Annotated in this window: 14 protein-coding genes; 8 read left to right on the forward strand and 6 right to left on the reverse strand. The window is 31.2% G+C overall.

What is annotated here, in order from left to right; genetic code table 11:
* Window positions 1-285 precede the first annotated feature (285 nt).
* The 3 genes from AC1Q7N_RS06065 to sroA form a co-directional block, all read right to left on the reverse strand.
* A complete protein-coding gene (locus tag AC1Q7N_RS06065; protein WP_001832125.1) occupies window positions 286-1,215 on the reverse strand; it encodes a DMT family transporter in 930 nt (309 codons plus the stop codon).
* A gap of 353 nt (window positions 1,216-1,568) precedes the next feature.
* Window positions 1,569-1,793, reverse strand: coding sequence for a DUF2922 domain-containing protein (locus tag AC1Q7N_RS06070; protein WP_002438795.1), 225 nt, complete (start codon window positions 1,791-1,793; stop codon window positions 1,569-1,571).
* 15 nt (window positions 1,794-1,808) lie between these two features.
* Complete coding sequence (gene sroA, locus AC1Q7N_RS06075) at window positions 1,809-2,015, reverse strand: sigS mRNA-stabilizing protein SroA (protein ID WP_001832147.1); 207 nt, start codon at window positions 2,013-2,015, stop codon at window positions 1,809-1,811.
* Window positions 2,016-2,721: 706 nt separating this feature from the next.
* Between sroA and AC1Q7N_RS06080 the strand changes: the two genes are divergently transcribed.
* The 8 genes from AC1Q7N_RS06080 to AC1Q7N_RS06115 all read left to right on the forward strand — a co-directional run bounded on the left by AC1Q7N_RS06080 (window position 2,722) and on the right by AC1Q7N_RS06115 (window position 11,074).
* Window positions 2,722-5,124: a DUF4040 family protein gene (locus AC1Q7N_RS06080; protein ID WP_002438805.1), complete on the forward strand. Its 2,403-nt coding sequence runs from the start codon at window positions 2,722-2,724 to the stop codon at window positions 5,122-5,124.
* On the forward strand, window positions 5,111-5,536 hold the full coding sequence (mnhB2, locus tag AC1Q7N_RS06085) for a Na+/H+ antiporter Mnh2 subunit B (RefSeq protein ID WP_001832105.1): 426 nt from the start codon (window positions 5,111-5,113) through the stop codon (window positions 5,534-5,536). Before AC1Q7N_RS06080 ends, mnhB2 begins: the two co-directional genes overlap by 14 nt.
* Window positions 5,533-5,877: a Na+/H+ antiporter Mnh2 subunit C gene (mnhC2, locus tag AC1Q7N_RS06090; RefSeq protein WP_001832057.1), complete on the forward strand. Its 345-nt coding sequence runs from the start codon at window positions 5,533-5,535 to the stop codon at window positions 5,875-5,877. Before mnhB2 ends, mnhC2 begins: the two co-directional genes overlap by 4 nt.
* The gene (gene mnhD2 / locus AC1Q7N_RS06095; RefSeq protein ID WP_011082609.1) at window positions 5,867-7,369 is read left to right on the forward strand and encodes a Na+/H+ antiporter Mnh2 subunit D; all 1,503 of its coding nucleotides are present in this window, start codon (window positions 5,867-5,869) and stop codon (window positions 7,367-7,369) included. The genes mnhC2 and mnhD2 overlap by 11 nt, the downstream gene beginning before the upstream one ends.
* A complete protein-coding gene (gene mnhE2, locus AC1Q7N_RS06100; RefSeq protein ID WP_001832121.1) occupies window positions 7,366-7,848 on the forward strand; it encodes a Na+/H+ antiporter Mnh2 subunit E in 483 nt (160 codons plus the stop codon). Before mnhD2 ends, mnhE2 begins: the two co-directional genes overlap by 4 nt.
* Window positions 7,845-8,147 carry a Na+/H+ antiporter Mnh2 subunit F gene (mnhF2, locus tag AC1Q7N_RS06105; RefSeq protein ID WP_001832031.1) on the forward strand — a complete coding sequence of 101 codons (303 nt, stop codon included), beginning with the start codon at window positions 7,845-7,847 and terminating at the stop codon, window positions 8,145-8,147. The genes mnhE2 and mnhF2 overlap by 4 nt, the downstream gene beginning before the upstream one ends.
* Window positions 8,122-8,586, forward strand: a complete 465-nt coding sequence (gene mnhG2, locus AC1Q7N_RS06110; RefSeq protein WP_001832099.1) for a Na+/H+ antiporter Mnh2 subunit G — start codon at window positions 8,122-8,124, stop codon at window positions 8,584-8,586. Before mnhF2 ends, mnhG2 begins: the two co-directional genes overlap by 26 nt.
* 448 nt (window positions 8,587-9,034) lie before the next feature.
* Window positions 9,035-11,074, forward strand: a complete 2,040-nt coding sequence (locus AC1Q7N_RS06115; protein ID WP_001832160.1) for a cation:proton antiporter — start codon at window positions 9,035-9,037, stop codon at window positions 11,072-11,074.
* Window positions 11,075-11,808: 734 nt separating this feature from the next.
* On the opposite strand, the gene mntC is transcribed toward AC1Q7N_RS06115, so the two are convergent.
* The 3 genes from mntC to AC1Q7N_RS06130 are packed head-to-tail and all read right to left on the reverse strand — an operon-like array spanning window position 11,809 to window position 14,318.
* Window positions 11,809-12,738: a manganese ABC transporter substrate-binding lipoprotein MntC gene (gene mntC, locus AC1Q7N_RS06120; protein WP_001832103.1), complete on the reverse strand. Its 930-nt coding sequence runs from the start codon at window positions 12,736-12,738 to the stop codon at window positions 11,809-11,811.
* Window positions 12,735-13,571, reverse strand: a complete 837-nt coding sequence (locus AC1Q7N_RS06125; protein ID WP_001832042.1) for a metal ABC transporter permease — start codon at window positions 13,569-13,571, stop codon at window positions 12,735-12,737. Before AC1Q7N_RS06125 ends, mntC begins: the two co-directional genes overlap by 4 nt.
* Complete coding sequence (locus AC1Q7N_RS06130; protein ID WP_001832084.1) at window positions 13,572-14,318, reverse strand: metal ABC transporter ATP-binding protein; 747 nt, start codon at window positions 14,316-14,318, stop codon at window positions 13,572-13,574. It abuts the gene before it with no gap.
* Window positions 14,319-14,385 lie beyond the last annotated feature (67 nt).

A 14,385-nucleotide genomic window follows, 5' to 3' on the forward strand; every position in this document is an offset into this window, starting at 1 on the left:
CTATTATTTTAAATGAAAATATATTAATTTTAAAATAAGCATTACTTTTGGTTTGTATATTGTTTTATTTCAAAAAATAAAGTAAATCAATTTAATAAATTGAAAAATAGAAGGCTATCTTTAATTTTAAAATATATGATTCTACATAAATGTTACTATAAGAAGAATCACTCATAAAAACTGCCAACAAAGACAAAATCTTTGTTGGCAGTTCGAAATAGACATTTATTTGTATGAGGAATCTACATTAATATAAGCGGATAATTTTTATTCAGAATAAGGAATTTAAAATAATCGTAATAAAATAATACCTATAGCTATACATAATAATCCACCTAACTTACGTGATGTTATTTTGTTTTTAGGTGAACCCAACAAACCGAAATGATCGATAATAATACCCATAATCATTTGGCCCATCATAGCAATTATAGTAGTTAAAGCTGCTCCTAAGAAAGGCATTAAAATAATATTAGATGTTACGAATGCCATTCCTAGTATCCCTCCAATAAAATAAATAGATTTAATCTTACCTAGTGTTTTATGAGTAGATGATATTTTCAGACTACGATTAAATACTAATGTTAATATAAATAACGCTATTGTACCAACGCTAAATGATATGAGTGAAGCAAATATGGATGAGTGTGTGTGTTGAGCCAGTGTGCTGTTGATTGTTGTTTGGATTGGCGGAGCGAAACCAAATACGAATCCAATAAGCAACCAGAATACTATTGGTGTATTCTTATGTCTATTAACAGGATGTCTACGAACATAATTCATAAATATAATTCCAGTAATTAAAAATATAATTCCAACACCTTTAAATAATGTAAAAGATTGTTGATGGGCGCCCAATAATCCAAATGTATCAATGATTACACCCATAATAATTTGCCCTGTAACCGTAATAACAACAGTAAGTGCTGCGCCTAATCTTGGTAATAATAATAAGTTTCCAGTTAAATAGATAACACCTAATAGTCCTCCTAGGACCCAAGTATAGTTAAGTGTTTGCTTAGAAAAGAATTCTGGTGTTAATACTTGTGGATGAATAATGATATTAAGCACAAGTAAGCATATTGTTCCGACAGCAAAAGATATGGTTGAAGCATAAAAAGATGAACGGGTAAATTGGCTTAGCCTTGAGTTGATTGAAGTTTGAATAGGAAGTAACATGCCAACAAAAATTCCTAAAAGATATAGAAAAAACAATGATAAAAACCAACTTTCTCAATTTAATATGATTATCATACCATTCATAATCATGTTTCTAAAATGATTGAGCCATAAGCAAAGTATAGAAATAAGTTGTGAATGTTCCGAGGTGTCATACAGCCGATACTATTTTGATGAATCATTATAATAAAATGCACATTAAACAAGTTTTAGAATTAAAAAAAGCGAGACATCATTTTGAATTTGATATCTCACTTCATATTAATAAAAGAACAATGTAAATTAAGTTCTTTTTTAGACTTGAACAATTTTAAAAAATTTGTTCTTCGATAAGTCTTTTTTATGATTTTAGTACTTTAAATAAAGCGTCAAAAATAATGTTTTATGAATTAATTTTTATCTTCAAATATAACAGTTGTACTTTTATCAATAAGTTGTGCAGCATAAATTTTGACAGGCTTTCCCAAACTAAATCTTAAAATGTCTAATTCTAAAAGTTGGTTCATACTTTCTTTAATTAATTGTTCTGTAGTAATAGCGTTAAAATCGGGTAATAGTAATTTGACGGGTTTATTAAGATTTGATTTAAATACGAGTTCCAAAGTTTTTGACATACTGATGTATCCTCCTTAAATTAAAGATTCTGTTTTAACGATCTCGACTTTGTCATACTCTTCGCCACTGATACGTTCAATGATGGAACGAAAAGATTTGATTTGATCATTAGAAACAAGCGGATTAATGTTAGAAAAACGACGCTTATGTTCGACTACTTTACCTTCAGAATTATGTTTGATTTGAGTAAAGATAATCGTCACTTGATTGACTTCATTCATAATAAAACCTCCTTTCACTATATATATCGAAATAGATTGAAAAAAAAGGACACATTTTTTGAAAAATATAGGCAAATGCCTTTGATGTGATACAAACGTCATTTATCATTAATTATGAAACCTGTTTTAGAAGGTATATGAGGTAAGTAGAATTGTTAAGTTGTAAAAGAAAAAATTGGAACCTGATATTTAAAATAACCAACTTAAAAGATTGATCAGTGTCTAAAATTACTATTTATATATGAATTAAAATATTAAGATCTCCCAATATGAGAATGAATTAGTTTAAGTTTATCGATGATTGAAAAATTATAGCCTCATGGATTCTATCTTATATAAAATAAAGTTCTATTCCCTTTTGGATATAAATAAGAATAGTTACCTTTTTGTGATATGCCAATTCAGAAAAAAAGCGACAGTGCTTGAATCTATGTATGCTCAATAAACTCATTCAAATCAACTAGCAATATCAAATCATAAATCGTGTTGCACCATAATAAGGATTAAAACCTGTTAGTTTAACTAATTTAAGAAAAACATTTGATTATCTTCTCTTTCAATCGGGAATATTAATTTCTATCATTCAACAATATTTTGGATATCAGATAACTTAAGAAATATTGAGATTTATTGAAATACGATATGTTTCAAATCGCCATACAATGATTACACTTAATATAAATGTAAAAAGAAAAGGAGGGGTTAAATGAGTTTAGTATATCTTATGGCGACTAATTTATTAGTCATGCTCATAGTTTTATTCACTCTGAGTCATCGTCAACTAAGAAAGGTTGCGGGCTATGTTGCATTAATAGCTCCTATTGTGACATCTACATATTTTATTATGAAAATACCAGATGTGATTCGAAATAAGTTTATTGCTGTTCGATTACCATGGATGCCTTCAATTGATATTAATTTAGATTTAAGATTAGATGGTTTAAGTTTAATGTTCGGCTTAATTATTTCGCTAATAGGTGTGGGTGTATTTTTTTATGCTACGCAATATTTATCCCACAGTACGGACAATCTTCCTAGATTTTTCATCTATTTACTATTATTTATGTTCAGTATGATTGGCATTGTAATAGCTAATAATACCATCTTAATGTATGTATTTTGGGAACTCACAAGTATTTCCTCATTCTTGCTTATATCCTATTGGTACAATAATGGTGAAAGTCAATTAGGCGCCATTCAATCTTTCATGATTACAGTGTTTGGTGGGCTAGCGTTATTAACAGGATTTATCATTTTATATATCATTACAGGAACAAACACAATTACTGATATCCTTAATCAACGCAATGCAATTTCACGACATCCTTTATTTATACCAATGATTTTGATGCTATTATTAGGTGCTTTTACCAAATCTGCACAATTTCCGTTTCATATTTGGTTACCAAAGGCCATGGCAGCACCTACACCAGTAAGTGCTTATCTTCATTCGGCAACAATGGTAAAGGCTGGAATCTTTTTACTATTTAGATTTACACCTTTATTGGGACTTAGTAATGTTTATATTTATACAGTGACATTTGTTGGTCTAATAACTATGTTATTTGGATCTTTAACTGCTTTACGACAATACGACTTAAAAGGTATACTCGCTTATTCTACAATAAGTCAATTAGGTATGATTATGACAATGGTAGGTCTAGGTGGCGGTTATGCTCAGCACACATCAGATGAATTGTCTAAGTTTTATATTTTAGTTTTATTTGCTGGCTTATTCCATTTAATGAATCATGCGGTTTTTAAATGTGCATTATTTATGGGCGTTGGTATCATTGATCACGAGTCCGGAACACGTGATATTCGTTTGCTAAATGGTATGCGTAAAGTCTTCCCTAAAATGCATATTGTCATGTTGCTCGCTGCATTATCTATGGCAGGTGTTCCTTTTTTAAATGGCTTTTTAAGTAAGGAAATGTTTTTAGATTCGTTAACTAAAGCAAACGAACTTGATCAATATGGCTTCGTATTAACGTTTGTGATTATTTCAATAGGTGTCATCGCGAGTATATTGACTTTTACTTATGCACTTTACATGATAAAAGAAACATTCTGGGGAAATTACAATATAGAAAAATTTAAACGTAAACAAATACATGAACCATGGCTATTTAGTTTACCAGCTGTGATTTTAATGTTACTCATTCCAGTTATCTTCTTTGTTCCAAACGTTTTTGGCAACTTTGTTATTTTGCCCGCAACCAGATCTGTATCTGGGATAGGTGCGGAGGTTGATGCATTTGTGCCACATATTTCTCAGTGGCATGGTGTGAATCTTCCATTAATTTTAAGTATAGTTGTTATTATTATTGGACTTATTTTAGCTCTAGTTGTGAATTGGAAAGAGGTTACGCATCAAATAATCAAAAGTGCTTCGATTACAGATGGCTATCGGAAAATTTATAGAGAATTTGAATTATACTCAGCCCGTGGTATACGTGCATTGATGAATAATAAATTGAATTATTACATCATGATTACATTATTTATTTTTGTAGCTATTGTAGTTTATGGATATTTGACTGTGGGTTTTCCTCATGTACATCAGCTTCATATTAGTTCTTTCGGACCGTTGGAAGTTATCTTATCAGTTGTAACATTGATTATCGGCATTTCATTAATCTTTATTCGTCAACGACTAACGATGGTGGTATTGAATGGAATGATTGGATTCGCAGTTACATTATATTTTATTGCAATGAAAGCTCCAGATTTAGCTTTAACACAGTTAGTTGTTGAAACTATTACGACAATCTTATTTATTGTTAGTTTTTCGAGACTACCTAACATCCCTCGAGTTAAGGCAAATTTAAAAAAAGAGACCTTCAAAATCATTGTGTCACTTGTTATGGCATTGACGGTGGTATCACTTATTTTTGTTGCTCAACAAGCAGATGGTATGCCTTCAATTGCTAAATTTTATGAAGATGCATATGAACTTACAGGTGGAAAAAATATTGTCAATGCTATACTAGGTGACTTCAGAGCTTTAGATACTATGTTTGAAGGACTAGTGTTAATCATAGCTGGATTAGGTATTTATACGTTACTTAATTACAAAGATAGGAGGGGGCAAGATGAAAGAGAATGATGTAGTACTTAAATCAGTTACAAAAATTGTAGTGTTTATTTTGTTAACATTTGGATTTTATGTATTTTTTGCTGGCCATAATAATCCAGGTGGTGGCTTTATTGGTGGCTTGATTTTTAGCTCGGCATTTATCTTAATGTTTCTTGCCTTTGATGTAAATGAAGTGTTGAAAAGCTTGCCTATTGATTTTAAAAAATTAATGATTATAGGTTCACTCATATCTGTTGCAACTGCATCAGTGCCTATGTTTTTTGGGAAGCCATTTTTATATCAAACTGAAGCAAATGTAACATTTCCATTACTAGGACATGTTCATGTTACTACTGTGACTTTATTTGAGCTTGGCATCTTATTAACAGTAGTAGGTGTGATTGTTACAGTTATGCTATCTATAAGTGGGGGTAGATCATGAATTTAATATTACTCCTTGTGATAGGATTTTTAGTGTTTATTGGAACTTATATGATTTTATCTATTAATTTAATTCGTATTGTTATTGGTATTTCTATTTATACACACGCCGGTAATTTAATTATTATGAGTATGGGGAAATATGGACCTCATATGTCTGAACCGCTAATTCAAGGTCATGCTCAAAACTTTGTTGATCCTTTATTACAAGCTATCGTTTTAACAGCTATTGTGATTGGATTTGGTATGACTGCGTTTTTATTGGTGTTAATATATAGAACTTACAGAGTAACTAAAGAGGATGAAATAAGTGCATTGAAAGGTGATGAAGATGATGAGTAATTTAATAATATTGCCTATGTTGTTGCCTTTTGTATGTGCTTTAATTTTAGTCTTCACTAAAAATAAAAATCGTATTTCGAAAATCCTATCCATTACAACTATGATTGTTAATACAATGATTTCAATTGCTTTACTTATTTATGTCGTTAATCATAAACCGATAACACTTGATTTTGGGGGATGGAAAGCACCTTTCGGCATTCAATTTCTAGGTGATTCACTGAGTCTGCTTATGGTGTCAGTATCATCTTTTGTTGTTACGCTAATAATGGCATACGGCTTTGGTAGAGGGGAGAAGCGAGTCAATCGATTTCACCTTCCTACATTTATTCTTTTATTAACAGTAGGTGTTATTGGTTCGTTTTTAACTTCTGATTTATTTAACCTATACGTGATGTTTGAAATTATGCTTCTTGCTTCGTTTGTACTTGTTACATTAGGACAATCTGTTGAACAATTACGTGCAGCGATAGTATATGTTGTTCTGAATATTTTAGGTTCGTGGTTGCTTTTATTAGGAATTGGCATGTTATATAAGACAGTCGGAACACTTAATTTCTCACATTTAGCGATGCGATTGAATCATATGGAAAATAACCAAACAATAACGATGATATCTTTAGTATTTCTAGTTGCTTTTAGTTCAAAGGCAGCACTAGTGATTTTCATGTGGTTACCTAAAGCATATGCAGTGCTTAATACGGAACTTGCCGCGTTATTTGCAGCATTGATGACAAAAGTTGGAGCTTATGCGCTTATTCGTTTTTTTACTTTACTATTCGACCATCATCCAAGCGTCACGCATACATTGCTCGTGTTTATGGCTTGTATCACAATGATTATCGGTGCATTTGGTGTCATCGCTTACAAAGATATTAAGAAAATTGCGGCTTATCAAGTTATTTTGTCTATTGGATTCATTATTTTAGGTTTAGGTTCTCATACTATATCAGGTGTAAATGGTGCTATCTTCTATTTAGCGAATGATATTATCGTTAAGACATTATTGTTTTTTGTAATTGGTAGTCTTGTTTATATGTCAGGCTATCGAAATTATCAGTATTTAAGTGGACTGGCAAAAAGAGAACCATTCTTTGGTGTTGCATTTGTCGTGGTAATTTTTGCTATAGGTGGCGTACCTCCTTTTAGTGGCTTTCCGGGTAAAGTCTTAATATTCCAAGGGGCTATTACAAATGGTAATTATATTGGTTTAGCACTTATGATTGTGACAAGTTTAATTGCTATGTATAGTCTTTTTAGAGTGATGTTTATAATGTATTTTGGTGATGCTGACGGAGAACAAGTACAATTTAGACCACTACCTATTTATCGTAAAGGTTTACTTAGTGTTTTAGTTGTAGTGGTATTAGCGATGGGTATTGCAGCCCCTGTTGTTCTGAAAGTAACAGAGGATGCAACAAATCTTAATATGAAAGAAGATGTCTTTCAAAAGAATGTAAATACACATTTGAAGGAGGTTAATCATAAGTGAAGCAAGTTGTATTAAATATTGTTATCGCGTTCCTTTGGGTACTCTTTCAAGATGAAGATGAATTTAAATTTACAACCTTCTTTGCTGGATTTTTAATTGGTTTAATTGTGATTTATATTCTGCATCGCTTTTTTGGTGAAGAATTTTATTTGAAAAAGATATGGGTGGCTATTAAATTTTTAGCTGTATACCTATACCAGCTTATTACTTCTAGTATAAGTACCATAAATTACATCTTATTTAAGACGAATGAAGTTAATCCAGGTTTACTCACATATGAAACTTCATTAAAAAGTAATTGGGCTATTACTTTTTTAACGATTTTAATTATTATTACTCCAGGATCGACAGTTATTCGAATTTCTAAAAATACTAATAAATTTTTTATTCACAGTATTGATGTGTCAGAAAAAGATAAAGAAAATCTTCTAAAAAGTATTAAGCAGTATGAGGATTTAATTTTGGAGGTGACACGATGATTGAAATGTTCACTCAAATATTTATTATAAGTGCATTAGTGATTTTTGGTATGGCACTACTTGTTTGTCTAGTCAGATTAATTAAAGGTCCCACTACTGCTGATAGAGTTGTATCATTTGATGCCTCGAGTGCTGTTGTTATGTCTATTGTTGGTGTGATGAGCGTTATTTTTAACTCAGTGTCTTATTTAGATTCAATCATGTTAATTGCAATTATTTCGTTTGTCAGTTCGGTCTCAATTTCAAGATTCATCGGGGAAGGACGTGTCTTCAATGGAAATCATAAAAGACATCGTTAGTCTTATTGCTTCGATACTTATTTTCTTAGGAAGTATTATTGCATTAATTAGTGCAATAGGGATTGTAAAATTTCAAGATGTCTTTCTAAGAAGTCACGCCTCAACGAAAAGTTCTACATTGTCAGTATTACTAACTGTAGTTGGTGTACTGATCTATTTTATTGTGAATTCAGGTTTTTTCAGTGTCAGATTATTATTATCACTAGTTTTTATCAATCTTACATCTCCGGTTGGAATGCATTTGATAAGTAGAGCGGCCTACCGTAATGGTGCATATATGTACAGGAAAGACGATGCATCTAGACAATCTACTATCTTATTAAGCCAAAAAGAGTTTAATACGCCAGAAGAATTAAAAAAACGTGCAAAACTACGAGAAGAAAGACGAGAAAAATTATACTATAAAGAAAAAGAATATATTAATAAAATGGACGATTGATTGTTTAAGCTTTTAAACTACTAGCATATAAAAGATATATCTTTTATATGCTAGTAGTTTTTTGTATATCTGAGGTGAAGATATTAATGATATAAAAGCTATTTATTTAAGAATCTGGTTAATAAATGATAAAATTGTAAACAAGAATAATTGTGAATGACAGTTGTCACTAATTTTTTCAATGAAATTACACATAAGCATTTTCTCGTTCGAAGAAGCGAGCTTCATAAGTTAATTTAAATGTTCATGTTTGATTTCACTGATAAAGAAAATAATTGAGTTTTGAATAGTATATTTGTGGCATGATTGAGTGTTAATAGTTATGTCCTTACAGGAATGACTCTATTGTTATTATTTCACTTCTTCAGTGTTGCAGTAGATAACCTTGCAACTTTTTATTGTTTTGATGACTAAATTTGCAATTAAAAATTAATAAAGAGGTGAAAGTGTGGAGATATTTGAAACTCTACTCATATTTGTCGCACTAGTTATTGTGAGCTCCTTTGTACATACTTTCATACCTAAAGTACCTCTTGCATTTATCCAAATTTTCCTTGGGATGATTTTATACCTCACTCCCATTCCAGTTGAATTCAATTTTGATTCTGAATTATTTATGGTTACATTGATTGCACCACTACTATTCGTTGAGGGTGTTAATGTTTCAAGAGTACATTTAAGGAAGTATATCAAACCTGTTATGATGATGGCTCTAGGTCTTGTCATAACTACCGTTATAGGCGTAGGATTGTTTATTCATTGGATTTGGCCTGAATTACCTATAGGTGCTGCTTTCGCAATTGCGGCTATACTTTGTCCTACAGACGCTGTTGCGGTACAAGCAATCACGAAAGGTAAGGTTTTACCAAAAGGTTCAATGACCATTCTTGAAGGTGAATCTTTACTTAATGATGCTGCAGGTATCATTTCATTTAAAATTGCCGTAGGTGTATTGATTACTGGAACTTTTTCCATTTTTGATGCGATTCAACAATTTTTGATTGCCTCTATTGGAGGTGCTATTGTTGGTCTAATTATAGGCATGGCTTTAGTGAGATTTCGTTTAACATTAATGAGACGTGGCATTGAGAACATTAACATGTTTACATTTATACAATTGCTGACGCCGTTTGTCACTTATTTGATTGCTGAATTATTCCATGCATCAGGGATTATTGCAGCAGTAGTTGCGGGACTCGTGCATGGATTTGAACGTGACCGTATAGCTCAAACGAGAACACAATTACAGATGAGCTATAATCACACATGGAGTATTTTAGGCTACGTTTTAAATGGTTTTGTGTTTTCAATCTTAGGTTTTTTAGTACCTGAGGTAATAGTGAAAATTATTAAAACTGAACCGCATAATTTATTATTCTTAATCGTCATCACATTGCTAGTCGCTCTTGCGGTGTATCTCTTTAGATTTGTGTGGGTATATGTACTTTATCCTTATTTCTATTTATCTGTCAGTCCATTCCAAAAAATGATTTCTAAAAATGATGAAGATAAAGTTACTGAGAGTAAACCTAAGCGTAGCTTATATGCACTAATCATGACTCTATGTGGTGTACATGGAACCATTTCACTCGCAATCGCCTTAACCTTGCCATATTTATTAGCAAATCATGAAACATTTGCTTATCGAAATGATTTATTATTTATTGCTTCCGGAATGGTAATATTAAGTTTAATTATTGCACAAGTCATTCTGCCTTTAGTAACGCCTGATAGCCCTGAAGTGAAGATAGGTAATATGTCATTTAAAGAGGCGAGAATCTACATTTTAGAACATGTTATCGATTACCTAAATCAAAAATCGACGTTTGAAACGAGTTACCGTTATGGAAACGTCATTAAAGATTACCACGATAAACTCACATTTTTAAAAACGGTTGAAAAGGAAGATGAAAACTCCAAAGAACTAGAACGACTTCAAAAGATTGCATTTAACGTAGAAACAAAAACGCTAGAGAAATTGGTTGATGATGGCGAAATTACTGAGAGTGTTCTTGAAAACTATATGCGTTACGCTGAACGAACAGAAGTGTATAAACAAGCTTCGTTATTAAGACGAATTATTGTTGGTTTAAGAGGAATGCTATTGAAACGTCGTGTAAAAACAAAAATTAATTCGGCATCATCTCTTAGTGTTACTGATAACTTATTAGAATTGGGTAAAATCAATAAGCTTGTTCATTATAACGTCGTAAGTCGTTTAGCCAAAGAAGCTACTACTGATAATAAACTAGAAGTAGGTATGATTTGCGATGGATATCTGATGAGAATAGATAACTTAACACCAAACAATTTCTTTAATTCCAGACATGAAGATACACTTACCAAAATTAAATTAAATGCTTTAAGAGAACAACGTCGTATTCTAAGAGAACTAATTGAAAATGATGAGATAACAGAAGGTACTGCATTAAAATTAAGAGAATCCATTAATTATGATGAAATGGTAATTGTAGATAGTATGACATAATGAATAAAAAATAATATATAAGCAAAGCTTCCAAATGACTTCTTAAACTAAAGTTGATTTGGAAGCTTTTCTCATTTTAAAGGAAATGGTTGTTTAGAATATATTGCTCGGTTAAACATATTTGTATAGATCGTATTCATGTAGTTTAAAATTTTATTTAAAATGAAAAAGTTGCACTAATATCAACTGATTAGTGCAACTAACCTCTCCATGGGGAGGATAATGGATACCACGGAGATAACTGAGTGATTATTTGTGGCTTTAGTAACTATTCAAAAATTGAATAGAACTTATAAATACTAATTACTATATAATGACACAAGTAATTAGATATTCATTGTATATACATTATTCACATTTATCGCTCAAAAATATGAAGTAATGTATTGGTACATCATCATTATTTAAAGCACCATTTACGGAGAGGGTGGGGCTTCAGTTTATTATGATAATGCACAGCTAACTAATACCACCATATCGTGTGTAAAAGATGTTGTTTATATTATAGGAGGGTAATATAAAACCACACGATATGGGACTACTAGTTATATAGTATGATGAGTATAAAGGAGTAATCCTCTGCTCAAAATTTTTCAATATAATGGCAGACGATGACTGAGTTGAAAGTTGGCTTATAATAAGTTGCTTCAACTAAAGTCTTCGTTGCCATTAGCGACCGAATTCAAAACGAATCCGGTCTTATTAACATATCATTTAGGGCTATTTTTACCATGTTATTTCATACTACCATGTATTGTATCAATATTAGATTTCATCATTTTATAGTATGAGTCACCTTTAGTACCTTCCTTACCTATAGAGTCGGTAAATACTTCACCATAAATATCTTTCTTAGTTTCTTCTGATAAACTTTGCATAGCTTTTTTATCTACGCTTGTTTCGACTAATAAATGTTTTAAATGATTATCTTTAACAAATTTAATGGCTTGTTTCATTTGACCAGGTGTACCTTGTTTTTCTGTGTTTATCTCCCAAATATAACCTGGTTTAACATCGAATTGTTGAGCAAAATATTTAAATGCACCTTCACTTGTCATCATGGCACGTTGATTTTTGGGTATGTCATCAAATTTATTTTTACTATCTTTATTAAGTTCTTCTAATTTTGATATATATGCATTCCCTTGTTTTTCATATGTAGACTTATCTTTTTTATCATGATGTTCTAGTGATTTTTGTATTGTTTTTACGTATTTAATTCCATTCTCTAAACTTAACCATGCATGTGGATCTTGTTTGTTTTTGTTACCTTCCTCACCATTTAAGTATATTGGTTTAACATTATTTGATGCTGCTATCACATTTTTATCTTTTGTTGATTTTCCTGCTTGGTCAAGTGCTTTTTCAAACCAACCATTTCCAGTTTCTAGGTTTAAACCATTATAAAATACAACGTCAGCATCTGTTAATGCTTTAATATCTTTAGGTTTAACCTCATATTCATGTGGATCTTGTCCTACTGGAACGATGCTATGAACATCGACCTTATTTCCACCGACACGTTTAACCATGTCATAGAGAATAGAGTTTGTAGTTACAACTTTTAATTTTCCTTCATGTGAGTGATGTTCATGGTTACTGTGATTCCCACATGCGGCAAGGATAATTAAAAATGCTATTGCTAAAGCGAGAATTTTTTTCACGTTAAAGCGCTCCTTTTTTGTTTATTTTTAATTCTAGTAATTGATAGCGTTACAATATAAATCATAAAGGTACAGATTACAATAGTTGCTCCACTTGGAATATTATATATATAACTAAAATATAGACCGATAATCGAACTTATCACGCTGATTATGCTTGCAATTACCATCATGGCATAAAGTTGTTTACTGATTAAAAAAGCTGTAGAAGCTGGAGTGATTAGTAAAGCAACTACAAGGATAATTCCAACTGTTTGTATGCTCGCAACAGTTACAAGTGCGAGTAATAACATGACAAAGTAGTGAATTAATGTTGTGTTCAGCCCGCTCATACGACTAAAAGTTGCATCAAATGTTGAAATCATTAAAGGTCTATAAAAGATAATAATAAGTAAAATAACCAGTACAGTAATGACAATTGTTGTCCAAAATGATTGATGTGTAATTGCTAATAAATTGCCAAATAAAATGTGATATAAATCTGTTGTACTATTGATTAAACTAATAATTATGACGCCAGATGCTAGGAATGCAGTGAAACTTATTCCTATTGCAGCATCTGGTTTTGTTTTACTGTTTGAAGTAATAAAACCAATAAACAAACTTGCAAGCATTCCCGTTACAAGTGCCCCGATAAACATTGGAATATTAAATAAGAAAGATAAAGCAACACCTGGTAAAACAGCATGACTCATGGCATCACCCATTAAAGAAAGACCACGTAAAACAATAATGCTACCCATCGTTCCACATACAATCCCAACTAAAATAGATGTGATTAATGCACGATTTAAAAATTGATAACTAAGCAAATGGTTAATGAAATCTAACATCTAATTCGTACTCCCTTGTGAGGATAGTGTTAAAAGCGAATCATCTTTGTAATTAATGAAAGTTGCATTTAATCGTTCAGATGATAATGCTTCTTTTGTTGGCCCTAAAAACTGCAACGATTGATTTAATAATAAAATGCGGTCAAAATATTGATCTGCTTTTGATAAGTCATGATGAACAATTAAAATCAATTTACCCATATGTCTTAAATGTTTAATTTTCTTCATAATAAGTTGTTCGCTATAAATGTCGATGCCAACAAAAGGTTCGTCTAAACAATAAATATCACTATTACTCATAAGTGCTCTTGCAACAAGAACACGTTGCAATTGTCCACCACTTAATTCTGCAATTTGTCGATGGCGTATATGGTCGAGTTCTAAATCATTAAGTAATTGGTTAAGTTTCGTTTTTTCAACTACACTTGCTTTTTTAAACCATCCAATGTCTTCATAACATCCTGATAGTATCACTTGATCCACTTTTATAGGAAAATCTAAATCAATATGAGCTTTTTGTGGGATATATGTAATATATCTAAGTTGTGTATGTATAGGGTGATCATATAATGTATGTTTACCGGTCGCTTTAAATTCTCCGATAAATGCTTTGAGAAGAGATGATTTACCGGCACCATTAGGTCCTACAATACCAATGATTTCACCATTTATAGGTAATGAGAATGTAATATCTTTAAGAATGTGCTTTTTTCCCAAAAATAAATTCAAATGATTCACTTCGAGCAATAATTAAAACCTCCTAATAAAAAGTTTAGGTTAACCTAATTTATTTTATAATATACTCTAAAGTTTT

The organism is Staphylococcus sp. GW823-FHT05F06, assembly GCF_058795495.1.